We start from the raw sequence: 24,099 nt of genomic DNA, 5'->3' as shown, positions 1-24,099 counted from the left end.
ACGTGCAGCTGGGTGAGCCTTGTCGGAGGATAGGGGAATTGAATCACGTTCGATCTTCCCGGGAGGGCCTTACTATGCAACGTCTGAAAGAATATCCCTTTAGGTCGCATCAACAGCACACCACACTGACCATAAACGATGCATCAAACCATTCATTCGCTTCGCAAAAGCCAGCTGAAATTTTAAGGAAGAGTTCCGGGAGCGGGTTCTAGAAGTTGAAAGTAGTGTAGAAAAGTCCAGGGACCACCGGAGAATTTCCTGCACTGCATGGATTGCTTTCGCTGGCTGAGAACGGTAGTCAGATAAGCAGGTCAATGAAGGAGCTTAACCAGGAATGCAAGGGCAAGCAATAACACCGCAGAGACAAGAACTGCCTCTGACTCCTGCGGGTGGTGGTGGTCCAATTGAACCGTCTGTCTTGACTCCGGGCGAAGTCCGCAAGATTTTCATCAAATGGAAATGGGTCATCCTTGGCTGTATTCTTTTTGGGCTCCTGATTGGGGCGAAGTACGCATTCATGTCTGTGCCGCTTTATGAGGCGACAGCGCAGGTGGACATCGACCTGAACAGGTCCACCAATATTGGAATCAATGACCTGATTGAGCAAAAGCTTGGAGGGGAGGATGCGTCCTCAGAGCGCCTGCAGACTCAGGTCGAGATTATGCGGAGCCAATCGGTCGTTCTGGATGTGATCAACACTCTGGATCTGTATCACAGGCGGCCGTTCTCTGACGTATTCAAAGCGTCTCCTTATAATGGCCATCTGTCGCCGGGGCAGCGACAGGCATTGATCGGCATGTTCACGGGCAATTTGAAGATAGTGATGCTGCCTGGAACCGATATCGCTCAGGTGAGGTTCCGCAATCCTGATCCGAAGCTGGCGACCACCATTGCCAATGCGATTGTAGACGCATACATGGAGCGCGATCTGCGCGCGCGGTATGAGGGAACGAATCGCGTATCCAACTGGCTTTCGCAGCAGTTGAGCGCACTCAAGAAGCAGGTTGAGGATTCACAGCAGGCAGTATCGAAGTATCAGAAGGAAAACAACCTGGTCGGTATAACGTCTGATGGTGACACGCTGGTCGGCGAAAATTTGCGGACGGTGAGCCAGCAGTTGGCAGAGGCCCAGGCCGACAGAATTGTGAAAGAGGCCCGATATAAGCTGGCGCAGACGCGAAACCCGGAGTTGCTGGTTTCTGTAGCGCCGGGCACTACCCTGCCCTCGCTGCGCGAGCAGCAGAGCCAGTTGATGGTTCAGGATGCTCAATTGAAGGCGAAGTTTGGTCCGGACTGGCCGAAGGTCAAAGAGGCCGAGAAGCAGTTGGCGGCTGTTCAGTCGAGTATCGATACGGAAATCAATAATCTCACTAGCCGGTTTCAGGAGGAGTACAACGCCTCTGTACAGACAGAGAACCTGTTGCAGTCGCGTTTGAACCAGATCAAGCAGGAGGCTTACCGTACCAGCGAGTCAGCGGCAGAGTTTGACATCCTGAAACATGGCGCGGAATCTGCTTCGGACCTGTATGACGCTCTGCAGACGAAGCTCAAAGAGGCAGGAATCACTGCAGGCCTGAATTCCAACAACATTGACGTGATTGACCGGGCGGCTGAGCCGTCGCTTCCCATCAGCCCCCGGAAGTCGCGGGACATGCTGCTTGGATTGATTGGCGGCCTGCTGCTGGGAGCAATCGCGGCGCTCCTGCTCGAGTCGCTCGATGACACCATCCGCACTTCTGATGATTCCGAGGTGGTTTCTGGTCTTCCAGCATTGGCCGTTATTCCACACTTTGAAGCACTCAAGAAGGGCAGTTCTGCCACATCGGATGGAGTCGCTCTTGAAAAGGAGCGCCTCTCAAAGGTTTCGCCTGACCTGATCTCCTACACTGAGCCGCAGTCGGTCGTAGCGGAGGGCTTCCGGACATTGCGCTCTTCCTTGCTACTGTCAGCTGTAGATCGGGAACCTCGGCTCATCCTGCTTACCAGCAGTTTCGCGGCAGAGGGGAAATCCACTTGTGCTGCGAACCTGGCTATTTCATTTGCGCGGCGTTCGGCGCGGGTGCTGTTGGTAGATACCGATCTTCGCAAGGGAACTCTGCATCTGAAGTTCAAGACCTCAAACCGGTTTGGCCTGTCTACGCTGCTCTCGCGTGAGTCGGGAAATGAAGCATATGAGCAGCCATTGTCCGATGTGCCGAATCTAACATTGCTCTCCCGCGGTCCCATTGCACCTAATCCGGGAGAGATGCTGGCGTCGCGCAGCATGGAAGACCTGCTTTTGCAATGGCGGCTGGAATATGACCATGTGATTCTCGACACCTCGCCGATCTTGGCTGTGGCTGACACGCTGAGCCTGGCTCCGCATGTCGATGCAGCGTTTATTCTTGTCCGCTCAGGAATCACGCGCAAGAAGGCGTTGTCGAAAGTGACCAGCCAATTGCGTCGTGTCAATGCGAGACTGCTCGGTACTGTCGTTAATGATGTCGACCTGCGACTTGAGAATTACTACACCTATTCAAAGCGCTATGACTATGGCTACAAGGGATATGGGGCTGGCTACGGAGTGAACAATGGTGAAAAATAGACCGACGCTACCTTGTGCTGGGCTGTTTTTACTTTTGTTTATCTACGGAATCTTTTGCAGCGCGATGATGGGACAATCGACTGCGCCGCAGGAGCAGGCCGCCCAGCCTACAAACATCGCCATAGGCGCTGGCGATTTGCTGAACGTCGTCGTATTCGACACTCCGGAATTAACGACGTCAGTTCGCGTCAGCCAGGATGGGGAGATCAACCTTCCGGTGCTGGGCAAAGTCAAGGTTTCCGGCCTCAACACGCTTGATGCTGCGCACCTGATCGAGGAACAGCTGCGGTCGCGACGTCTGATCATTGAACCGCACGTCACGATTTTTATCGCTGAATATGCATCGCAGGGCGCGACTGTGATGGGCGAAGTGAGAACTCCGGGGGTTTATCCCACGCTGGGTACGCGCCGACTACTGGATATGCTGTCAGTTGCGGGTGGTGTGTCGACTACGGCGGGCAAGTCTGTCTCCATTGTGCATCGCGATGACCCGCAACATCCCGTAACCGTGCCTCTGCAGTCTGGACCGGAAACGATGCATTCCCAGGAGAACCCTGTGATTCTCCCCGGTGACACGGTCGTTGTGGCGAAAGCCGGCGTGGTTTATGTGATCGGTGATGTGATCAAAGCAGGTGGTTTTCTGATCGATAACAATACGCCAATCTCGGTGATGCAGTCTCTTTCTCTTGCCGGCGGCTGGGACAAGACTGCGGCCCTGAGCAAGACGAAGCTTATTCGTAAAACCACTGAGGGACGTGAAGAAGTCGACCTGGATCTGAAGCACATTGCTTACGGCTCCCAAGCTGACTTAAAGCTGAATGACGGAGATATCATTTTTGTTCCATCCAGCACCACCAAGACATTTACTTATCGGGGAATTGAGGCCGCAATCCAGATTACGGCCGGCATCCTGATCTATACGCGTTGATGAATGCATCCAGTCCAATAACGGGCCTCCCATGGCAAACGCCTTCGCGGGTTGCGCCGATGAGAATTGTTCCCGTGGACCTGCCTCGTCGTCGGTATTTTTTGGATATTCCGCTTTTCCTGCTGAGTGTAGGTTTCCTTGCTTGGGTGATTCCGACAGATATGATGCTAGCCGTTGCATCAGCTGTTGGAACTGGGGCTGGTCTTTATTTCCTGGTGGATCTGGTTGTAAAGCGCGCTCCCATACGTTTCTCGCTGTGCATATGTATCGCGCTGACGATGGGATATGGACTAGGTACGCTGAATAGCTGGCTCACATTACCTCGGGGCTCAATAGAGCTGGCTGTGGCATTCGGCAGAGATACGGAAGCAGTCGTACAAGCCATGGCTGCAGTCCTGATCGCATCGGCTGTCTTGCTCTTTCTAGGGGAGTTGTATGAGCCCGTAACCTTCAACTCTCGATATAAGCTGAAACTGGACAATCGTGTAGTCACCTTTATTCTTGTTGGTACTGGAATACTTGTTGGTGCCTATGTGTCCGGCTTAATGGGATATATGGGTGGAACAGGGGCGACTGGAGGAGGCGGACGCAGCATTTTTCTCAGCTTGATTTTCTGGCTGATTCCTACAGTATTTGCCGTTACTGCTGTCGCCTTTTTTGATCGCCCAAAAGATAACGTCAAATGGCTACTTGGCGGCCTGTTAGTCTTGCAGTTCCTTCTCCTGGTGCCAGTGGGTCGCAGGACAATGCTGTATTGCATCTTACTCGCAGCGATTGCCACAAGATTCAGCTCATTCCAGCCCAGATGGTCAAACGCAAGAAAGTTTGTTTATGCGGCGATAGTTGGATCCCTCATTGCAGTTGGGGCTACGGCATTCTTTTATCTTCGAGTTGCCGGGAATAACGCGCACCGCAATAACCTGGCTCTTTCCGAAAGAATTCAGCTGGCACTTGATTTGTACCAGAAGGGAAGCTCCGGGAAAGTGAACGGCCAAATTGCGGAGAATCTGCAAAAACGCACCTTCGTTATCGGGTACCTTTCTGATTTGCTGGCTGCCAGTCAACATATGCAGCCGGCAATGGGGGCAGCCGCATTTCATGAATTCCAGTTGGTTGTTCCCGCAGCTTTTTGGGAAGACAAGAGTGCCTTTCTCTATGAGGAAGAAAGTGTTGCCAATATGCAATTTAACTTTGCATTTAGAGATATGCCGAATTCGACTGTTACGGCAGGCGCGCTCGATTTTGGTTTTTGGGGCATAATTTTCTATCCCATCGTGCTTTGTGTAATTTACAGAGTGCTGGTAGAAATCTTTCGCATTCACCTCGATGGGATGGCCCTCACCTTCGTAACCTTGGCATTACTCTTTGATTCACTCGTGACAGAATCAGGGTTATCCGGGCATCTCGCAAATATACGAAATACTTTTATTTTCTCCTTCCTTTTATGGTTCTTTTTCAAGCTCCCGAATTTCGGGTTGCGACGCCAGAAAATGGCCGGAGGATCTATTCAGTGATACAGCCTTCCGGAACAAGCAAATGGCTCGTGCCAGTCGCGGTGTGGATAGGAGTTGCTTCGATTGCGTATGCTCAGTCCGTCTCCAATCAGGTATCCCTCCCAATTGACAGCGGGATAAATACGACCGTTGCCCCTCTTCCCTCTACTGAGATTGAGCCGGGGGCAGCAACTGTGGCGCCGTTGAACACGGCTCCTATTCCTGTTGACGTTACCGGAGCCGATCTGTTGGCGAACCGTATGAATCCATCGATTGAAGGAATCTCTTTTATCCGGAGCCGGCCTAACTCGGTAGATACTCTGGTAAGAGACGCGAATACTCAGACGGCAATTCGCCAGTTCCTTCTCCAGGCCTCGCGTCCTACTTCAGTGCTGGGCAAGCCTACATCGGCGTCAGCTTTTGCGCCGGCTTTATCCGGAGCAGGAGCTTCATCGGGATTGAGCCAGGTTCCGGCGAATTCTTTTATGCACATACAATCGCCGGCTGCTCAACTGCAACTGCCAATAGAAAAAAGTGCTTTGACTGTCAGTCCGCACCAGAAAACAATGGGTACGCTTCAGGGGTCTCAATTATCAGGATCAGCCAATTCTGCATCGGGTATACCTCACTCCGGTAGCGCTGCCAGCCTTGGTGTTACCTCAACCGGAAGCCGACAACCTGAAAGCCAGGGAACTGAAAGTCCCTTTGAAGCGCTCGATTTCTCAAGAATGCATAGTGACAGATTATCGGGTTCTGTTGTCTCCGACTCGCCGTTCGGAAGTTTCGGTGATAGGGATTTTCTATCTCCGAATATCCTTACGCCATCGCGGTCGAGCGGCTCGCCACGAAGAAGTGCGACTTACAGCAAGCACTCGTTCAATATGCCAGGCAGTAGCAGTAATAGATATGCTGTCGTAGATCGAGAGAATCTAGGAAAAATGGGAATTTCACGCAGCGAGCGCAAGGTGCTGCAGGATGCATATCGTGGAGACATTAAGACACTGCAGCGAAGAACTCGATGGCACAATCCGATGTTGCAGCAGATGGGAAACGAAAGCAACAAATAATTCCATTAAGCGTTCTATACATCTGAGCCGGGCCCCAGTAAAGGGCAACTATCAGACTGGAGTAATGCATGTTTCCCAGGAAAGCAGACTTCCTTCTCCCCCGGATCGATTGGTTAAGTGCACTCCTTATAGTTTTTGTTACTGTAGTGCCTCAGCTGAAGGGGCAGGCTGCAAACAGTCCGTCGATGCCAGTTCAACCCGGACAGTCAAAGATGACTGTGCTCGATGGCCGTTCACAAACGTCCCTCTCGAGTGCATATGAAAATGCTTGCGCGAATGGCGGCATGATTGTTGTTACGCCGGATTACAAATCGTCTGAAGCGATGCCTTCTACATGCAAGAATTACACCGCAGTTCTGGACTTGAGACGGCCGGACTCACTCACTGGCCGGCTTAATGTGCGCAACGAAGGGGCTGTTGGCGATGGACAAAAAGACGATACGGATGCGCTGAAGAAAACAATTGCTTTTGCCATAGAACATCCTTTTGGTCCTGGCCCTAAGGCCTCACCTGTTATCTACCTTCCGGCAGGTACCTATAAGATAAGCAGTACATTGCGCATCCCGGCGGAAGTACATTTGATTGGGGATGGCCCTGACACGACTTCCCTGGCTCTAGCAAATCCGACGTCAAATCTTATTACTATTTATCGTGGAAATTGCCCTGACTGGGGATGTAACGGAAGCATTGAAGGAGTTGGATTCACCGGCGGCGGACACGCCACGACCGGGACTCTTCTGGAGGTGCTTACAGCCGGGTTCCACATCAGAGATGTGAAGATGTACAACCATGGGGGCCGCGGACTGCAGTTAAACCTCAATGCAGAGCGTTTCAGTTCCGAGAACCTCTACATCTATGCGGTGCGATGGCCGATCATTCTTGCAGGCGACATCAACGAAAGTTATTTCTGGAATACCCAGATTATTAACCCAGGAGCGACGAATGAAGCAGTTCCGGGTGAGATGGCGGGAGATAAGTACTGTTACAACGTAAATTGCGTAAACGGTGTTTTTCCACACCCGAACGCAGGACCTGGAGGAACTCCAACCCCAGTTAGTCCAGATGGGCATGCGGCTATTTATGTTGATAAAGCGGTCAATTTCAGTTTTTATGGCGGCTCTATCAAACCACTCAAATACTTATCAGGATTTCAACTATTTAATCAAAGTGTGAGTGCAATACGGAACTTTTATTTTGAAGGATTTCCCTGGGATAAAGCAGGAAGACTCAATGCCGCAATCATTGCCGGTGGCCAAGTCCCTCAAACTTCATTTAAGTCTGCATTGTCTGTAGGGGGCAATACTGTTCAGGTTGCCAGCACAGACTGGATGCCGCAATTTTTTGGCGATTCCGCGGATATTAACCCGAAAAGTGGTAATTCGTATCCTTATGTCATTCTTCCGCAGGACTATCTATCTGGAAGCAATGAGCCGTCAAAATACGTACCAGGTGTGAAACGCGGACAGTACGAATTGGTGAATGTAGCTGGCTTTGGATCGGATGGTAAAGTTTATTTCGCCATCAGGAATAGTAAAGGGGGCACATCGCCAGCTAATGCTTCCTGGCCTTCAGGTTCCATACTTGAAGAGTTCCCCATCGGAACTTATGGTGCTCCTGATATTGAGAATTCGCATATCAACGCCATTATCGGGCCAGAGCAGGGCTACAAGGACAATTGCGATCAGAGCAGTGTCCGCACCTGTGCAGAGATCATCGTCGGCTATCCTCCTGATGGCTTGTTTATAGATCCGGTTGGCGGGCCCAATTCCCGTGGCCTCGGCGCATCCGTGCATCTTCGCTCGGTGGAAATGTTCCAGAGTGCCTATCCGCATTCAGGTGAAATTGCAACACATCGATACGCTTCGATAATCCTGGAGGGCTCGGCGCATATTCCAAACCGGTTTGAACTGTCATCAGTGGTTGATCCCCATGATCTCCGCATGCAGATATGGGAGCAGACGGGAGGTAGCTATCTCACTGCGCCTACGTATGCGAACGGACATACGGCTCAGCCTGTTGTCACGTTCCCTGGCACGGGAGGGGTATTCTCTCCGGCAAATGGATTGTTCGCTCGCTACAGTTCCATTAATGGGCAGGGAGGTTATGGGCCAGGTGGATGGATGAATGGCATTCAGTATGCCAACCAATACTGCTGGTTCGATACACCTGCCGCAGGACAGAAACAGGCAACGAACAGAATCTGCATGAATGGCGGTCCGTCAAATACCGCTCATCCGGGGTATGAATATGACATCTGGACTGGAGCTAAATGGGTCAATGCTTTTCAAGTCCAGGGCAAGCCGGATGGGACAGCTGATCTTCTTGTTTCAGGAAGTGTCATTGCAGCGAAAGGTGTAGGCTCGCGGTCTGGCGGAGTTGTAGGCGTCAGCAATTCTGTGCCTGTTGCCGGTGGTCCTTCGATGGGCGGAGCAACTGGAGCGATTGGCGGTTCGATGCTTGCTCCAGGGCAATGCGCAAAAGGTTTGGCACAGGTCAGAGGCGCGGCAATCAATATGGTTGCTTCCGCATCTCCTGTTTCCGACCCGGGAGACGGCTTTATCTGGCAGGCGTATGTTTCAGGCCTAGATACTGTCACCGTAAAGGTTTGTTCGCTGGCTAGAGGCGTGCCGAAGGCGGTTGCCTATAACGTTCATGTTCAGTAACAGGTGATGGGGAAAGGGGTTCCTATCCCAAGCGCAACCATGTAAAATAAATACTCTGCCTGAGATTTCCGCGCGTCTGGCACAAGACCAGAGATAAAAGACAACAGTTACTTGTTGCACTTGTTTGTCCGGCACGATGTTTAGTTACCGGCGAGAGATCTCTCCCCGAAAGCTGATAAAAAGCTAGAGTTTAACTGGATTTCGGCCTGACAGGACCTTTGTATACGTTTTATCTATCGGAATTGAAGGAGCATCTACCAGGAAAACGCTATGAAAGAACAACTCACTATCGCTGTCGTTGGCTCAGGGTATGTAGGACTTGTAGCCGCTGCGTGTTTTGCTGAAATTGGTCATCGCGTCATCTGCGTAGATAATGACGAGACCAAAGTAGAAATGCTTCGCGGCGGCCAGGTGCCGATCCATGAAGAGTACCTGCCGGAATTATTAAGCCGTCACCGCAATAATGCGATCGAATTTACTTCTGACCTGCACGGTGCAACGGAAAAAGCGCAGGCAATTTTTATCGCAGTCGGTACTCCGCAAAGCCAGACGGGCAGCGCTGACTTGTCCTATGTTGATGCTGTGGCGAGCCAGATTGCACGCTCCATTAACGACTACAAGCTTGTGATCGAAAAGAGCACCGTTCCCGTCTATACAAATGAATGGGTACGCCGTGTGGTCGAACGGAATGGTGTCTCGCGTGAACTCTTTGATGTTGCGTCGAATCCGGAATTCCTGCGTGAAGGCACAGCGGTCGTCGACTTCCTCCATGCCGACCGTATTGTGATTGGAGTAGACAGCGAGCGCGCGGATAAGCTGCTGAGAGCAATTTATGAACCACTTACGTCTGGTGAGTACTACAAGAAGGCAGATGCGGTTCCAGGCTTCCGTTCCGTTGCAGAACCTCCTCCGATTCTTCAGACCTCGACCAAGGCTGCGGAACTCATCAAGCATGCTTCGAATGCGTTCCTTGCCATGAAGATCTCGTTCATCAACGTTGTTTCGAACATCTGCGAGGCAGTAGGCGCGGACATCGAACAGGTAGCGAAGGGCATCGGATCTGATGAGCGGATCGGGCCTAAATTCCTGAAGGCAGGCATTGGCTATGGTGGCTCGTGCTTCCCGAAGGACGTTGCGGCCTTCCGGTACGTTGCCGAGCAGATGGGAGTGGATTTCGGCCTGCTGAGCGAAGTTGAAAAGATCAATGCTGAACAGAAGAAGCGCTTCTTTCAGAAAGTGCGTTCCGCACTCTGGACATTCCGTGGAAAGAAGCTTGGCGTTCTTGGTCTTGCCTTTAAAGGCGGAACAGACGATATCCGCGAGTCTCCAGCGATTGACCTTGTTCGCCTCTTCCTGAAAGAAGGGTGCGTTATTTCCGCTTACGATCCGGCGGCAAATGAGAGGACAAAGCAGGTCCTTCCTTCGTCGTCGAGCCTGTCTTATGTGAATGATGCGTATGAAGCAGCCAATGAAGCTGATGCATTGCTGATTCTGACCGATTGGCAGGAGTTCGCCGAACTGGATCTTGACCGCCTGCACTATACTTTGCGATATCCGATCATCATCGATGGGCGTAATCTTTACGACTCCGCCCAGATGCAGCAGCGAGGATTCACCTACCTGAGTGTTGGCAGGCCGGGCGCAGCGCAGGTGAAGGATCCCGCGTTCTCCTACAAATTGCCATAGCACGCGTCAGTATTATCTAATTGGTTCGAATGGGTGTTAGCCGTCTTGACAGGGAACAACTGCAAAGACAAACTTACAATCATAAGAGTAGTGGTTGTACGTCTTTAGCAGAGTAGTTCTTGTTCCGGTAGCACCCATTATTATTTGTCACGCAAGTACAGCAACAATAATATGTGTCAGCATCTGTGTCATTTAAAGTCCCGATCTGTAGAGTTTTAAGTGTTCGTCAGATTAAGTTTGCACTGGGAGCAAAATGAGCTTGACCAATGAGAAAGTTGTGGTGTGTGGGGCAGGCGGGTTTATTGGCGGCCATCTGATAAAAGCTCTTCTTGACAGCGGCGCGCAAGTTGTGCGCGCAGTGGATATCAAACCGCTGGACGAATGGCACCAGCGGTCGGACGAAGTCGAAAATGTGACTCTTGATCTGCGTGACAAGGAGAACTGCTACGAGGCTGTAGCTGGAGCTCAGATCGTTTTTCAACTCGCTGCGGACATGGGCGGCATGGGCTTCATTGAAAACAACAAAGCCCTGTGCATGTTGAGCGTGTTGACCAACACGCATTTACTCATGGCATCGAGAGATTCTGGAGTAGATCGTTTTTTTTACTCCTCGTCTGCATGCGTTTACAACGGCGATAAGCAGAAGACCCCCGACGTAGTGCCCCTCAAGGAAGAAGATGCGTATCCAGCTATGCCTGAAGATGGCTATGGGTGGGAAAAGCTTTTCAGCGAACGCATGTGCCGCCATTTTGAGGAAGACTTTGGGCTCAAGACACGCATTGCCCGCTACCACAATGTCTATGGACCATACGGAACATATGACGGTGGCCGCGAGAAAGCGCCTGCGGCAATTTGCCGGAAAGTGATCCAGGCAAAAGTTTCCGGCAAGCATGAAATCGAAATCTGGGGCGATGGCCATCAGACACGCAGCTTCATGTACATCGACGATTGCATTAAGGGAACCCAGGCAATCGTTGAGAGTGACATTCGCGAACCGATCAATCTTGGAAGCAATGAACTGGTGACTATCAATCAGCTGGTGGACATTGTGGAAGAGATTGCTGGTGTAGAGTTGAAGAGGAAGTACAAGCTCAACGCACCCAAAGGCGTAAACGGGCGCAACAGCGATAACACGAAGATCCTTCAGTACCTCGGCTGGGAACCTTCAATTCGCTTGCGGGATGGCATGCGGGCAACTTATGAGTGGATAGAAAGCCAGATGCTTGCCGCAGTTGCAAAGTAGAATAGCCGGCGCGGTAGGGCTTATCCGCAGATATGTCCGTATCTGAATCTCAGCTGCAATCCGGTCAAGTTCAAGCTGCCAGGCGGGTCCTGATCTACCGCCTCGGCAGTCTTGGGGATACGGTCGTGGCATTTCCTTGCCTGCACCTGATTGCCCGCACTTTTCCTCAGGCAAGGCGAGTGTTGCTTACCAACAAGCCAGTGCACTCCAAGGCGCCGGCAGCGGCGGCAGTCATTGGCGATTCCGGACTCGTTCACGACTACCTGTTTTATCCGACAGGTTCGCGAAGCCCCACAGTATTTGCCGAACTATGGTGGAAGATACGCCGATTTTCTCCGGACATTTTGATTTACCTTACCGCTCCTCGCGGCGAAAAAGCTGTCAAACGCGACCTGGCCTTCTTCCGCTGGTGCGGAGTTCGAACCATTATAGGAACCCCAGTAGGTGAGCTATCCGAGGCTCGATATGACGCACAGGCAGATTTATGGGAGCAGGAGGCTGCACGCCTCGCGCGCACGCTTGCCCCTTTGGGAGACGCCAGTCCGGAAGAGATAGCAAGCTGGGACCTGAGGCTGACCGCTGCAGAACAGGAGGCAGCTCGTCGTGTGCTTGCTCCGCTTGAGGGGGAGCGGTTCCTCGCAGCAGGCATCGGCACAAAGATGCAGGCGAAGGACTGGGGTGCAGAAAAATGGTGCGCATTGATAGAACGACTGGCGAAGAGGTTTCCGGAGCATGCCCTCGTCTTTATTGGAGCGCAGGACGATTCCGCCGACAGCGAGCGGGCTGGATTGGGATGGCGAGGGAAAAAGTTGAACCTGTGCGGTAAGCTCTTTCCAAGAGAGACTGCGGCTGTGATCCGTCAGGCGGAGCTGTTTATAGGGCCGGACAGCGGACCGATGCATTTTGCCGCTGCGTATGGAGTGCCGTGCGCGATTGCATTTTCTGCGCGAGGAAAGCCGGGCCGCTGGTATCCATTTGGTGAAGGGCACCGGATCGTTTACCACAAGACGGATTGCTTTGGCTGCAACCTGGAGACGTGTATCGAGCAGCGGAAGAAATGCCTGGAATCGATTCAGGTAGATGAGATGCTGCAGGCTGCGATGCGGGCGTGGAAGTATGGCCAGGCAAAGCGGGAAGTACAGCCCGTATAGGGGGAAAACTACATGTATATCGTTACCGGGGGCGCGGGGTTCATCGGCAGCAATCTTGTGCACGAGCTGAATCACAATGGCATTACCGATATTCTGATCGTCGACAACCTGAAGAATGCGCAGAAATTCACTAATCTTCATGGCGCGCGGTTTGTCGACTATATGGACAAGCATGAGTTCCGTCGCGCCATCAGTGAGAATGCTCTCGAAGTAAAGCAAGTCGACGCTATCTTCCATCAGGGAGCGTGCTCGAATACGCTCGAAGATGACGGCGCCTATATGATGGACAACAACTTCACCTACTCGAAAGAAGTGCTTCACTTTGCTCAGGCACGGCATACTCCTTTGATCTATGCTTCTACGGCTGCTGTTTACGGGTTGAGCGGCCCCGGCAAATTTACTCCTTCGTTTGAAAATGAAAAGCCTTTGAATGTATATGGCTTCTCGAAGCTTACTTTCGACAACTTTGTCCGGAACCTGCTTTTGCTGGATAAATTGTCTACTTCCGTAGTAGGTTTGCGATACTTCAATGTCTATGGCCCGCGCGAAGCCCACAAGGGACGCATGGCTTCCGTCATCCATCACTTCGGCAAGCAGATAAAGGAAACCGCAAAGGTGAGGCTGTTTGAGGGGTCAGGAGGCTATCCCAGCGGTGGGCAAAGGCGCGACTTTGTCTATGTGAAGGACCTGGCGAAGCTCAACATGTATTTTGCGCAGGTCGGCCCTTACGCGCCGAAATCCGGAGCTGAGAAGAAGACCTACCTGGGTGTTGTCAATGCAGGCTCAGGGAACAGCCGTAGCTTTAATGAAGTAGCTCAGGCGCTGATGCAGGTCCATGGCAAGGCAAAAATTGAGTATATTCCGTTTCCGCAGGATCTTGAAAATCGCTACCAGCACTTTACGGAAGCCGATTTGAGCGGTCTGCGCGCAATGGGTTGTGACCTGGAGATGACGCCGCTTGAAGACGGCGTGCGGGAAACGCTTGAGGTTGCCGAGCCGCTGGCTGTCTAATCTTTTGTGATGACGGGCAGAAATCGATCCACAGCTTCGAGCAGCGAGCCGGCAGTTTCGTCGGCGAGGTCAGCAGCTTCATCTGCTCCCGGTTTCTGGCGCGATGGATCGCCTTGAATGAAAATCGTTGGTATTCCAAGGCGTATACCGGCTTCGATGTCGGATATGGAATCTCCAATCACGATGCTGTTCGCATTCGATGCGGAAGGGAAATCGCGAAATGCCTGCAGGAACATTCCCGGCCGGGGCTTGCGGCAGTCGCAGCCATCACGATCATGCGGGCAGTAGTAGATTGCATCCAGGCGCGCATCGGACTCAGCGAGGTGTTTGCGTAATTGCTCGTGCAACTGCTGAATATCTTCTTCGGAGTAGAGCCCAAGGGCAGCGCCGCGCTGGTTGGTGACAACGATGACGGTATATCCCGAATGATTCAATCGCGAAATAGCTTCTTCAACGCCGGGAAGCAGATGGAAATCATCCCAGCGCGAGATATATTCGCCTTCCGGGGGCTTGCGGTTAATGACGCCATCCCTGTCCAGAAATACGTAGCGGACATGAGGGAATTGCTGTGCCATAACCCCATCATAATGGAGCAGAAGAACTTGTTTGCTGTACTCTTAGGGAAGCTATGACAGGCCGGAATGGAAGCGCAGTTTTTGCTGGCGCCATGGATGAGCACCTTTCTGTTATTGGGCAGCTTAAGTCGCAGTTGCCGGTGCTGGAACGCATTGCGGAAGAGATGCTGCGCTCCGTGCGCACGGGCAACACAGTTTTCTGGTTTGGAAACGGCGGCAGCGCCGCGGACGCTCAGCATATGGCTGCTGAACTTGTAGGGCGTTTTCGCCGCGAACGCTGCGGTCTTCCTTCCATTGCATTGACCACGGACACATCTGTGCTCACGTCAGTTGCAAATGACTATGGCTACGAGGAAGTATTCCGGCGACAGATAGAGGCATTGTGTTCCAGGGGGGACGTTGCTGTCGGTATATCCACTTCGGGCAACAGCAGGAACGTCTGTTCGGCCCTTGAGGAAGCGCGAAAGCGCGGCGCATTTACAGTCGCAATGACCGGCAGCGGCGGAGGAGCGATGGCCTCGATTGCGGACGCAGTTCTTTGTGTTCCGTCCAAAGATACAGCGCGCATTCAGGAGGGCCATATTCTCTGCGGACATATGCTGTGCGATTGGGTAGAACTCGCCATCTGCCGGCAGACATCAGATCAGGAAGGCAAAGCATAAATGATTGCAGATTTGCATCGCGTTGTCGGACTGATTGAGGGTGACTGGAAGAACAAGCGCGTGCTCGTTGTCGGTGATGTGATGCTTGACCGCTATGTGTGGGGTGATGTCGAGCGCATTTCTCCGGAAGCGCCTGTGCCCGTTGTCCGGTTCGGACACCGGAACAGCCGGGCCGGAGGCGCGGCCAATGTGGCCGCGAACATTACCGGCCTCGGCGCGCAGAGCACTCTGATTGGTTTCATTGGCGCTGACGAAGACGGAGAAAGCCTGAAGCATTGCCTCAAGAGCATAGGCGTAGAAGAAAATCTGGTCACGGTTGCCAATCGTCCGACAACATCGAAGCTTAGAATTTTTGGCGGCAACCAGCAGATGCTTCGTCTTGACGTGGAAAAAACGCTCGAAGGCGACGAGGAGGCATACCGGCAACTGCTCAGCAATGCAGCCGCGGCGCTGTCAGGAGCAGATGCCATCATCCTTTCCGACTATGCGAAGGGAGTGCTGACGGAAAAGGTCTGCCAGGCGATCATCGCGATGGGGAAGGAGCAGGGCATTCCCGTTCTTGTTGATCCGAAGCAACGGAGTTTCGAACAATATCGCGGCGCCACCACGATATGCCCGAATCTTCATGAGCTTTCCGTTGCAGCAGGAGCTTCGGGCAAGGACCTGGAGCAAATGCTTCTTGCCGGACAGGATCTTGCAACAAGCCTTGACCTCGATTATCTGACAGTCACGCTGAGCGAGAAGGGAATCGCCATTCTCAGCAGGAACAGCAGGCAAAGCTTCCCGGCAACGGCGCGTCAGGTGTATGACGTGTCCGGGGCAGGCGACACCGTCATTGCTACACTGGCGCTTTCTCTGGCAAGCGGCCTTGAAATTGAGAGTGCTGCGCAATTGGCAAATGTTGCGGCCGGCATTGTTGTCAGCAAAGTCGGCACAGTTCCGATCGAAAGAGAAGAGCTGCTTGCCAGCCTGATGCCTGAAATCGAGCTGCAGGCAGAAGAAAAGGTCCTGGAATTGAGCAGTCTGAAGGCTCGGGTTTCCGCCTGGCGTTTTCAGGGCGAAAAAATTGTCTTCACGAACGGCTGCTTTGATCTGCTGCATATCGGTCACGTCCGCCTGATGCAGGACGCGCGCAGAGAAGGCGACCGTCTGGTTGTCGCTATCAACAGCGACCGGTCTGTGAGCTGTCTCAAAGGTCCGAACCGACCGATCGTAGGCGAGCGCGAGCGCGCATATGTGCTCGCTGCTTTGGGGGTAGTAGATGCGGTGGTGGTCTTTGATGAAGATACTCCGCTGCAATTGATCGAAGCGCTGCGGCCGGATGTCATCGTCAAAGGCGGCGACTACACGGAAGAGACGGTCGTAGGAGCGCGTGAAGTGCATTCGTGGGGCGGACGGGTGAAGATTGTGCCTACGGTCGCGGGCTTCAGCACGACCAGGCTCATCGCCAAAGCGACCGCAGTTGAAGTCTGAGCCGCCGCAAGTGTCTGATACACTAGCTTTATAATTAGCCACGCCGCATACGGAGAGGTGGCAGAGCCCGGTTGAATGCACCTGACTCGAAATCAGGCATACCTTTACGGGTATCGGGGGTTCGAATCCCTCCCTCTCCGCCATTTAAAATCAAATACTTACATAGACAATCTCAAGTTTTAGTGTAGCCCTCCCCGCATCGTATCGCGCTCTCCCGAAATCTCACTGAACAGATTTTCGGGATATTTGCATGCCGGTGAAGGCACGTTGAAGGTCGCGCCTGCCAACGAGAGCGAGCGCTCCCAGGATGGGGATCGTGCAACAAGCAAGCAAGATGCCGTGCCATTGCTGCAGCCATGCCAGTTGAGTCAACCAGAGCGTCCCGGCGGAGATGGCGATTCCGGCTGCCATCTCAGGCAGGCGATAGGGTAGAGCAAAGAAATACTGAGCCATGGCAAATGCGCCGATTGCCTCCACTGCATAGGCGATGGTAGTAGCCCAGGCTGCGCCATACATTCCCCATCGTGGAATCAATGCGAAATTCAGAGCCAGATTCAAAATAAATGCCACCAGGCTGATGATGAATACGGATCCGGTGCGTTTCGCGTGCAGTATCGAGAGATCGAAAAGAGAAAAGAGCGCATGAAACAAATAGCCCATGACAACCAGAGGAACGATGCTCGCAGCAGAGCTGTAGCGATGATCCAGGGCAATATGCACTAAAAGAGGCGACAACAGGATGCCGAGGCACGCAAGGCTAACAAGGAAAATCGCCAGGCCGGAACAGATGCGGCCAAGCGTGTGACGGTTCTCCTGCCCGCTTCCAGCCAGATCAAAAAACATCGGGAGCCATGCCTGTGAGAGCGATTGGGTCACGAGATACATGACCATACCAAAGGTATAGGCAAGAGAGTAGATGCCTACTTCATTCAGGTTGCGATAGTGCTCAAGGATGAAACGGTCCGCGACCACCAGGCCGCTGGCCATCACCATGTGCGGGATCAGAGGCAGACTGAACGATAGAGATTGGCGGACAAACTTCCACTGGAACCGCGCAGTCAGGAACGTGCGCATGCTCCATGCAGCCAGCAGGAATGTAACGGTAGCGGCAGCCAGTTTCCCTTGGAGCATTCCGATAGCGCCGGCGCGGCGAATCACGACCCCATACATACAGCCCGCAGCAGTAAGCAACGCGAGCATAGACGAGAATAACGCATAGGATCGTGGACGCTGCGAAGCCTGATACACAGCGAGCCGGTATTGAACGCCCTGTATTGCTGTGGCTGTCGCGAGTGAGATGGCGATGTACGGGTAAAAAGGCACCGATGCATGGGCAGGAAGCCAGGACTGAACGCGACTTCCTATAAGCAAAGCCAGCGCGAGAAACACAGCCATCCACAGGAACCCGAAGCGGACAGCGCTGCCCAGGTAGCTGCGAAGTTCTTCTACATCCTGATTGTGCTGGAAATACAGCCGTTCGAGCGCGCTGTCCATCGACAGGCCGGCGAAAATCACCAGAAAGGAAGCGGTGATCTCAGCCATATAAATGATTCCGTAGTCATATGGCTGCAGGTAGTGCGCGTAGATCACGATGAGAAGGAAGTTAAACGCACGAATGCTGAAGTTCGCAGCTCCATAGACGGCAAACGACTGTACCAGCCGCCGGGCAATCCCATGAACGGGTTTGGGTACAGCTTCTACTTCAGGTGGCGCCACGTTTTGAGGCGAGAGATCAGCCATAGACTCTGGCCGGCAGCAGCCGGTCACGCCAGCATATCAAGCCGCAAGAGCGTGCCGGCTTCAATGTCATGGTGCACAACTCGGCCCAGCAACTGCGAACGCATTGCCGGTGGAAGGCCGGTTCCTGGCCGCAGGATATCGATCATATCAACGGTAAGCGCCGTTCCCGCAGGAATGGGTCTGGCCGCCACCAGCGATCTGCGAGCGACATCGGCGGTGTTCAATTCTTCTGCGACAGGCTGCTTGATGCCGTCTCCAAGCGCGGCCTCGATGTTGCGAATGCCTTTTACCAGGCTGGCAAGCTCTGCTGGCTCCAGGGACGCGCGATGGTCAGGACCGGGAAGCTCATGGCTCAGGGTGAAATGCTTTTCGATGACGCATGCGCCGAGAGCGACCGCAGCAAACGCCACTTCTGTTCCGACAGAGTGGTCTGACAGCCCAGTCGCGACTCCAAATGCGTTCTCAAGCGTCTGCATGGCGCGCAGGTTCATGCTGGAAGGTGCAGCAGGATAATTGCTGACGCACTGCAGAAGAACGATTTGCTGGTTTTCTGCTGCGTGAATTGTTTTGATGGCGACATCGACTTCTTCCATCGTGGCCATGCCGGTCGAAACGATCAACGGCTTGCCTTTGCGAGCTATGTGTTCAAGGAAAAAAATGTTGGTGATCTCGCCTGACGGAATCTTGAATGCTGGCACAGGCAATGCATCGAGGAAGTCTGCACTTTCGTAGTCAAAAGGCGTCGACAGGAAGAGAGTGCCTTTACTGGAGCAGTATTGATGCAGCTCACGGAATGCCGGGAAAGGCAGCTCCAGCTTCCGGCCCATTTCTAATTGGGATTCTTCGTTTCCCGTCGTCTGCTGTTGGTAAGTGGCTTTCGGCGCCACAGGAGAACAGACTTTTTCGGCCTTGAAGGTTTGAAACTTGATTGCATCGCAGCCTGCGTCGACGGCCACATCCACCAGTTCACGAGCCAATGAGAGACTTCCGTTGTGATTGACTCCAGCCTCGGCGACGATAAAACATGGCTGGCCGCTCCCGACGCTGCGGCCTGCAATGGAGATAACTTTATTATTCATGTCGAGAGCCACCGCGTTTCCTCCAGGACTGAACCAGCAGGCCAGTTCTGCCGTGCCTTGTGTTTCGCAAGCCGGTAAGGCACATAGTACACAATTTGAGGCAAGGGGCTAAAATCGCATCGAATACAATTTGGCAGCCTCGAACGCATCCAATGCTGCCCTGTTACGGAAATGGCCGCTCAGGTTTCAGAACATCCGGAAGTGCTGCACGCAGATGATGGTCTGGATGAGAAACGTTGGACCGCGCTGGTGCAAAGCTCATCAAGGGCAGACGTGTATTATCTGCCTGAATATGCACGGGCGACCGCGGAGATCGAACAGACGGAGCCGCTCGCGTTTGTAGCGTCTTCGCCATCCGGAAGGATACTGGCTCCGCTTCTCATGCGTCGCGCTTTCGCTGCCAGCGGCAGTTCCATCGAATGGCTGGATGCAAGCACTCCTTATGGCTATGGCGGCTTGCTGGATTCGTCGGGCCACGTCCATCCAGAAGCTTCTCACTCTTTTTTCCAGCAATTGAGCTCCTGGTGCTCTAGGCACTGCGTTGTCTGCTGCGTGATCCGCCTTCACCCAATCATGGATCAACAGCGCTGGGTAGATGCCGCTGGACACTGGAAGGAACGGCTGCAGGTGCATGCAAGAGGCGTCACCTATTCCATAGGATTGCTTGAGTGGAATACGAAACTGGATCAACCAGCCGGACTGAGAAGGGACAGACAGGCAGATATGCGCCTTGCCAGCCAGGCCTTGCGCGTAGTCTGGGGAACAGGGGTCGATGACGATGTAGACTCTAAGCTCGACATTTTTATTGCGCTTTATAACGAGCTGATCGACCGCAACGGGGCGAATGGTTTTTACAGGTTTCCTCAAGCGTATTTTGAAAAGCTGGCAAAACTGGGGAAGAGACTTGGGATAGCGCTGGCCTTGCATGGCAATGATCCGGTTGGAGGAAATCTATTTCTGATTGGCCCGAAATATGTCCACGGCCATCTTGCTGCCACAAATGACCTCGGCCGCAAATGCGGAGCTTCAACGCTCCTGATCGTGGAGGGCGCACGACGGGCTCGTCAGCTGGGCTGCGAGTTGCTTCATCTTGGGGGTGGAGTGAAGCCGGGAGATTCACTTGAAGCTTATAAACGCAGCTTTGGTGGGTCTGCGCACACATATCGCTACTTGATTTTTATTGCTGATCCCGAAAAATTTGAAATGATCCGGCGGCTGCCTGGCACGCCATGGCCCTATAACCTCGCTGATGGCGAACGGACAAAATGAATATGCGTCAAATGCTGGCTGTCATCCCGGCTCGTGGTGGCTCAAAGGGCGTGGCGGGAAAGAACATTCTTCCTCTTGCAGGACTGCCGCTGATTGCCCATTCCATTCGATTGGCAAAACTGTGCCCGGAAATTTCAAAATGTATTGTTTCAACCGACAGCGAGGAAATTGCTGCCATCGCCCGTGAATACGGCGGAGAAGTTCCGTTTCTGCGGCCTGCGGAGCTTGCCGGAGACGATACGCCCATGTGGCCTGTAATCAAACATGCATTGGTGGAAATGGAATCGCGCGACGGTTGCCGTTACGACAATGTTTTATTGCTTTCGCCTACCAGCCCCGCACGCTTACCAGAAGATGTTTCAAAGGCGATACAACTGCTCGAAGAGGACAGTCGTGCCGTAGGAGTGGTGGCGGCGTCCATACCGCCGTTCAATCCGCGGTGGGTCTGCATCGACATTGCGAACGATGGCTATATGCGGCAGAGTTTTCCTGACGGCGGTGTTTATGTAAGACGCCAGGATGTTCCTGCAACCTACCGCATCAATGGCGCTTTATATCTCTGGCGGCGCGGTCATGTAGCGGATTCAGATTTTCCAGGTTACTTTGAACTGCCGCACCGGATGCTTGAGATTCCGGAAAGCCGGGCCATAGACATCGATAACCCGCGCGATTTTCGCCTCGCTGAACTGATGCTGCGCGGTGGAATGATTCACTTTCCCTGGCTTAAATGATCTCTACTAACGTAACCGGCGAAATGAGATATCTGCGACATACATGGTATCTTCATATGCAACGGAGACGCCCCTATGCCCGCTAATCCGCCGCGCGAATTGCCGCTGATTGCGAAAACGAAGGCAGTGCGCGATCTGATGGGTCTTATGGACCATTGTGCAATGGGCATTGTTCTGGTCATTGATAAAGACGGGCGGCTGGAAGCAACCGTCACCGATGGCGACATGAGGCGCGCCATTCTCCTCGGAATCGAATTGGATCAATCGATCGACGAACTGCTTGCGACGCGCAAAGACCACGGCTACAAGGGCGCTCCGATCACTGCATCCATTGGTACTGCGTCTGAAGAATTGCTCCAGATCATGGCGAAATATCGCATCCGGCAGATTCCGCTGCTCGATGCGGAAGGACGAGTCGTCGACATTGCGCTGGACTCAGATTATCTGGCGTCTTCTTCACTGCCATTGGACGGTTTGATTATGGCCGGTGGATTCGGCAAGCGCCTGATGCCTCTCACCGAGAAGGTTCCAAAGCCGATGCTCCCTGTGAATGGCAAGCCTATCCTTGAGCATCTGGTCCACAAGCTCCGCATTGCAGGAATTCAGCACGTCAGCATCTCAACACATTACATGGCGGAGAGCATCGTTGATCACTTCCGTGATGGGAAAGATTTCGGCATACATATTGAATATGTAGATGAAGAGACGCCTTTAGGCACTGCCGGGGCGCTTGCAAAAGCCCCTATCGGAGATATTCCGCTGCTCGTTATCAATGGAGATATTTTGACCTCGATCGATTTCAGGGCGATGCTGGAGTTTCATCGCGAGCATGCAGCCGATATGACGATCGCTGTTCGGCAGTACGAGGTGCAGATTCCGTTTGGCGTTATCAGCACGGAAGGAATTGATGCTGTTCGCATCGTCGAGAAGCCGTCGATTCGCAATTTCATCAATGCGGGCATTTACCTGGTTCAGCCGGGCGTATGCGAGATGGTCCAGCAGGATTGCGCGTGCGACATGCCCGAACTGATTACGAATCTGATCAATGCGCACAAGCGTGTCATCTGCTTCCCGATCCGCGAATACTGGCTCGATGTCGGACAGATGGAACAGTACGAGCGCGCATCTGTGGATGCTGCGCGCGGGGTGGTTTAAGAACCGGAGAGACAGCTACGATATTGAGCAATTCATTCACATGGAAGAATCGCCGGGTCCTTGTGACAGGAGCAGGCGGGTTTATCGGGAGCCATCTCGCTGAACGCCTTGCGCAACTGGGCGCGCATACGCGCTGTTTCCTCCGCTACACGTCACAAGGTTCACTGGGCTGGTTGTCGGCTTCTCCATTTCGCACTGAGCTGGAAATTATCCATGGTGACATCCGCGACAACGAAAGCGTTGCTCATGCTTCGAAGGATGTGGACGCCATCTTTCACCTTGCCGCTTTGATTGGCATTCCATACTCATATCACTCGCCGCGATCGTATGTGCAGACAAATATAGATGGCACATTGAATGTCCTGGAAGCGGCCCGGCGGTTCGGGACGGAGCGGCTCATATGCACATCGACAAGCGAAGTATATGGTTCGGCGCTGTATGTGCCCATCGATGAGAATCATTTGCTGCAGGGGCAATCTCCCTACTCCGCAACGAAAATAGGCGCCGATAAGATTGCCGAGTCGTATCACCTCTCCTTCGGCCTGCCGGTCTCGATCGCGCGCCCCTTCAATTGCTATGGGCCGCGCCAGTCATCACGCGCGGTGATTCCGACGATTATTACGCAGGCCATCGCGCAGTCATCCGTTAAATTAGGGAACCTGCACTCAACTCGCGATTTCAATTTTGTTTCGGATATTGTTGAGGGGTTCATCGCAATTGCGGAAACGCCTGCAACTGTCGGAAAGACCCTCAATATTGGCAGCGGCACAGAGACATCGATTCGCGAATTGACGGAAATGATTTTTGAATTGCTGGGGACCAGGTGTCCGGTAGAGATTGAGGCGCAGCGGCTACGTCCGGATGGGAGTGAGGTAGACCGGCTTTGCGCGAGCAGTCTCCAACTGCAGCAACTTACAGGATGGCATTCCACAGTTCCATTGCGCGAAGGGCTGGCGCAAACCATCGAATGGATCAGCCGAAATCTTGGGACCTATGCAATCGGGAGCTACGCGATTTGATGCTGAATGATGCAACGGTGAATCGCTGAGTGAAAATCTGAATGATTCGATCACTGGCCAAACGTCTGCCTCATCCTCTGCTGTGCCGTCTTTACCATCATGCGCGCCTTCGCGAAGAATCTGCGCGAGCAGCAAAAGCAGCTTCTCTTGCAGGTTTGCCTCTTCTGGACACGCTTGACCTTCCAAGTCTTCGGGCGAGCGATACGCTTTTCATCCTGGGAAGCGCCTGGTCGATTAACGACATTCCGGACGGACGATGGCAGGTCATAGGCAAGCACGATAGCGTCGGCATCAATTTCTGGCCTGCGCATCCGTTTGTCCCGCGATTTTTTCATTTTGAGGACATCGCATTCAATGCCCAGCCAGTCATGTACGAAGCGCTTCATGGTCTCCTGCAACGCCGGGCAGGGGATTATGCCAACACTGTGAAAATCATCACGGAAGTGAATACGCTCGGAGAGCGGCAATTGATATTTGAGCTTCCGGAAATGATGAAGCAGAACCTGTATGTGGGTTTCTCCATGCCTGTCGTCGCGCGAAATGAGGAAGAACTGCGTGCCGGCATACGAT

Annotated in this window: 19 protein-coding genes and 1 tRNA gene; 16 read left to right on the top strand and 4 right to left on the bottom strand. The window is 53.1% G+C overall.

All coding sequences use genetic code 11. From position 1 onward, the window contains the following. The first annotated feature begins 334 nt into the window (after window positions 1-334). From AC5S16_RS18055 to AC5S16_RS18045, 3 genes are all read left to right on the top strand, one after another. Complete coding sequence (locus AC5S16_RS18055) at window positions 335-2,584, top strand: GumC family protein (RefSeq protein WP_493931503.1); 2,250 nt, start codon at window positions 335-337, stop codon at window positions 2,582-2,584. A 64-nt stretch (window positions 2,585-2,648) separates the two neighbouring features. Continuing rightward, window positions 2,649-3,512 carry a polysaccharide biosynthesis/export family protein gene (locus AC5S16_RS18050; RefSeq protein WP_493931502.1) on the top strand — a complete coding sequence of 288 codons (864 nt, stop codon included), beginning with the start codon at window positions 2,649-2,651 and terminating at the stop codon, window positions 3,510-3,512. A gap of 74 nt (window positions 3,513-3,586) precedes the next feature. Beyond that, entirely contained in the window at window positions 3,587-5,026 is a 1,440-nt protein-coding gene (locus AC5S16_RS18045; protein WP_493931501.1) for a hypothetical protein, read from the top strand. Window positions 5,027-5,345: 319 nt separating this feature from the next. Here the strand turns inward: AC5S16_RS18045 and AC5S16_RS18040 are convergent, their stop codons facing one another. Beyond that, the gene (locus AC5S16_RS18040; protein WP_493931500.1) at window positions 5,346-5,498 is read right to left on the bottom strand and encodes a hypothetical protein; all 153 of its coding nucleotides are present in this window, start codon (window positions 5,496-5,498) and stop codon (window positions 5,346-5,348) included. A 642-nt stretch (window positions 5,499-6,140) separates the two neighbouring features. On the opposite strand from AC5S16_RS18040, the gene AC5S16_RS18035 reads away from it, so the two are divergent. The 5 genes from AC5S16_RS18035 (at window position 6,141) to rfaD (ending at window position 13,826) form a co-directional block, all read left to right on the top strand. Next, complete coding sequence (locus AC5S16_RS18035) at window positions 6,141-8,735, top strand: glycosyl hydrolase family 28-related protein (RefSeq protein WP_493931499.1); 2,595 nt, start codon at window positions 6,141-6,143, stop codon at window positions 8,733-8,735. 270 nt (window positions 8,736-9,005) lie between these two features. Next, complete coding sequence (locus tag AC5S16_RS18030; protein ID WP_493931498.1) at window positions 9,006-10,421, top strand: UDP-glucose dehydrogenase family protein; 1,416 nt, start codon at window positions 9,006-9,008, stop codon at window positions 10,419-10,421. Between the two features lie 253 nt (window positions 10,422-10,674). Then, entirely contained in the window at window positions 10,675-11,664 is a 990-nt protein-coding gene (locus AC5S16_RS18025; protein WP_493931497.1) for an NAD-dependent epimerase/dehydratase family protein, read from the top strand. A 32-nt stretch (window positions 11,665-11,696) separates the two neighbouring features. Continuing rightward, complete coding sequence (locus AC5S16_RS18020) at window positions 11,697-12,815, top strand: glycosyltransferase family 9 protein (RefSeq protein ID WP_493931496.1); 1,119 nt, start codon at window positions 11,697-11,699, stop codon at window positions 12,813-12,815. A 12-nt stretch (window positions 12,816-12,827) separates the two neighbouring features. After that, window positions 12,828-13,826: an ADP-glyceromanno-heptose 6-epimerase gene (gene rfaD / locus AC5S16_RS18015; protein WP_493931495.1), complete on the top strand. Its 999-nt coding sequence runs from the start codon at window positions 12,828-12,830 to the stop codon at window positions 13,824-13,826. Here rfaD and AC5S16_RS18010 read toward each other — a convergent pair. After that, entirely contained in the window at window positions 13,823-14,401 is a 579-nt protein-coding gene (locus tag AC5S16_RS18010; protein ID WP_493931494.1) for a D-glycero-alpha-D-manno-heptose-1,7-bisphosphate 7-phosphatase, read from the bottom strand. The two genes, rfaD and AC5S16_RS18010, sit on opposite strands and share 4 nt — an antisense overlap. A 53-nt stretch (window positions 14,402-14,454) precedes the next feature. Between AC5S16_RS18010 and AC5S16_RS18005 the strand changes: the two genes are divergently transcribed. The 3 genes from AC5S16_RS18005 to AC5S16_RS17995 all read left to right on the top strand — a co-directional run bounded on the left by AC5S16_RS18005 (window position 14,455) and on the right by AC5S16_RS17995 (window position 16,679). Next, on the top strand, window positions 14,455-15,063 hold the full coding sequence (locus tag AC5S16_RS18005) for a D-sedoheptulose-7-phosphate isomerase (RefSeq protein ID WP_493931493.1): 609 nt from the start codon (window positions 14,455-14,457) through the stop codon (window positions 15,061-15,063). After that, on the top strand, window positions 15,064-16,536 hold the full coding sequence (gene hldE / locus AC5S16_RS18000) for a bifunctional D-glycero-beta-D-manno-heptose-7-phosphate kinase/D-glycero-beta-D-manno-heptose 1-phosphate adenylyltransferase HldE (protein WP_493931492.1): 1,473 nt from the start codon (window positions 15,064-15,066) through the stop codon (window positions 16,534-16,536). Between the two features lie 51 nt (window positions 16,537-16,587). After that, window positions 16,588-16,679 (top strand) — tRNA-Ser (locus AC5S16_RS17995). A gap of 79 nt (window positions 16,680-16,758) precedes the next feature. Here the strand turns inward: AC5S16_RS17995 and AC5S16_RS17990 are convergent. Both AC5S16_RS17990 and neuB read right to left on the bottom strand, forming a co-directional pair. Beyond that, entirely contained in the window at window positions 16,759-18,276 is a 1,518-nt protein-coding gene (locus AC5S16_RS17990) for a lipopolysaccharide biosynthesis protein (RefSeq protein ID WP_493931491.1), read from the bottom strand. Between the two features lie 23 nt (window positions 18,277-18,299). Further along, the gene (gene neuB, locus AC5S16_RS17985) at window positions 18,300-19,355 is read right to left on the bottom strand and encodes an N-acetylneuraminate synthase (protein WP_493931490.1); all 1,056 of its coding nucleotides are present in this window, start codon (window positions 19,353-19,355) and stop codon (window positions 18,300-18,302) included. Between the two features lie 171 nt (window positions 19,356-19,526). Between neuB and AC5S16_RS17980 the strand changes: the two genes are divergently transcribed. The 5 genes from AC5S16_RS17980 to AC5S16_RS17960 form a co-directional block, all read left to right on the top strand. Beyond that, window positions 19,527-20,624, top strand: a complete 1,098-nt coding sequence (locus tag AC5S16_RS17980; protein ID WP_493931489.1) for a GNAT family N-acetyltransferase — start codon at window positions 19,527-19,529, stop codon at window positions 20,622-20,624. Beyond that, window positions 20,621-21,355 carry an acylneuraminate cytidylyltransferase family protein gene (locus AC5S16_RS17975; RefSeq protein ID WP_493931488.1) on the top strand — a complete coding sequence of 245 codons (735 nt, stop codon included), beginning with the start codon at window positions 20,621-20,623 and terminating at the stop codon, window positions 21,353-21,355. Before AC5S16_RS17980 ends, AC5S16_RS17975 begins: the two co-directional genes overlap by 4 nt. Before the next feature lie 75 nt (window positions 21,356-21,430). Then, complete coding sequence (locus tag AC5S16_RS17970) at window positions 21,431-22,510, top strand: nucleotidyltransferase family protein (protein ID WP_493931487.1); 1,080 nt, start codon at window positions 21,431-21,433, stop codon at window positions 22,508-22,510. Between the two features lie 23 nt (window positions 22,511-22,533). Then, window positions 22,534-23,529 (top strand): GDP-mannose 4,6-dehydratase, encoded by a 996-nt coding sequence (locus tag AC5S16_RS17965; protein ID WP_493931486.1) that lies wholly within the window; start codon window positions 22,534-22,536, stop codon window positions 23,527-23,529. Window positions 23,530-23,570: 41 nt separating this feature from the next. Next, window positions 23,571-24,099, top strand: a 529-nt coding sequence (locus AC5S16_RS17960) for a hypothetical protein (protein WP_493931485.1), incomplete at its 3' end; no start/stop codon positions are given.

Source organism: Acidobacterium sp. FHG110202_01 (assembly GCF_059115305.1).
This window is presented reverse-complemented; position numbering and strand designations above follow the sequence as displayed.

What these genes read in the sequence shown, in the direction of transcription:
- AC5S16_RS17975 (WP_493931488.1), top strand. Translation starts at nt 20,621, where the DNA reads ATGAATATGCGTCAAATGCTGGCTGTCATCCCGGCTCGTGGTGGCTCA.
- AC5S16_RS17990 (WP_493931491.1), bottom strand. Translation starts at nt 18,276, where the DNA reads ATGGCTGATCTCTCGCCTCAAAACGTGGCGCCACCTGAAGTAGAAGCT.
- AC5S16_RS18030 (WP_493931498.1), top strand. Translation starts at nt 9,006, where the DNA reads ATGAAAGAACAACTCACTATCGCTGTCGTTGGCTCAGGGTATGTAGGA.
- AC5S16_RS18020 (WP_493931496.1), top strand. Translation starts at nt 11,697, where the DNA reads ATGTCCGTATCTGAATCTCAGCTGCAATCCGGTCAAGTTCAAGCTGCC.
- AC5S16_RS17970 (WP_493931487.1), top strand. Translation starts at nt 21,431, where the DNA reads ATGCCCGCTAATCCGCCGCGCGAATTGCCGCTGATTGCGAAAACGAAG.
- neuB (WP_493931490.1), bottom strand. Translation starts at nt 19,355, where the DNA reads ATGAATAATAAAGTTATCTCCATTGCAGGCCGCAGCGTCGGGAGCGGC.
- AC5S16_RS17980 (WP_493931489.1), top strand. Translation starts at nt 19,527, where the DNA reads ATGGCCGCTCAGGTTTCAGAACATCCGGAAGTGCTGCACGCAGATGAT.
- AC5S16_RS18040 (WP_493931500.1), bottom strand. Translation starts at nt 5,498, where the DNA reads ATGTGCATAAAAGAATTCGCCGGAACCTGGCTCAATCCCGATGAAGCT.
- hldE (WP_493931492.1), top strand. Translation starts at nt 15,064, where the DNA reads ATGATTGCAGATTTGCATCGCGTTGTCGGACTGATTGAGGGTGACTGG.
- AC5S16_RS18055 (WP_493931503.1), top strand. Translation starts at nt 335, where the DNA reads ATGCAAGGGCAAGCAATAACACCGCAGAGACAAGAACTGCCTCTGACT.
- AC5S16_RS18050 (WP_493931502.1), top strand. Translation starts at nt 2,649, where the DNA reads ATGATGGGACAATCGACTGCGCCGCAGGAGCAGGCCGCCCAGCCTACA.
- AC5S16_RS18010 (WP_493931494.1), bottom strand. Translation starts at nt 14,401, where the DNA reads ATGGCACAGCAATTCCCTCATGTCCGCTACGTATTTCTGGACAGGGAT.
- AC5S16_RS18035 (WP_493931499.1), top strand. Translation starts at nt 6,141, where the DNA reads ATGTTTCCCAGGAAAGCAGACTTCCTTCTCCCCCGGATCGATTGGTTA.
- AC5S16_RS18005 (WP_493931493.1), top strand. Translation starts at nt 14,455, where the DNA reads ATGACAGGCCGGAATGGAAGCGCAGTTTTTGCTGGCGCCATGGATGAG.
- rfaD (WP_493931495.1), top strand. Translation starts at nt 12,828, where the DNA reads ATGTATATCGTTACCGGGGGCGCGGGGTTCATCGGCAGCAATCTTGTG.
- AC5S16_RS18025 (WP_493931497.1), top strand. Translation starts at nt 10,675, where the DNA reads ATGAGCTTGACCAATGAGAAAGTTGTGGTGTGTGGGGCAGGCGGGTTT.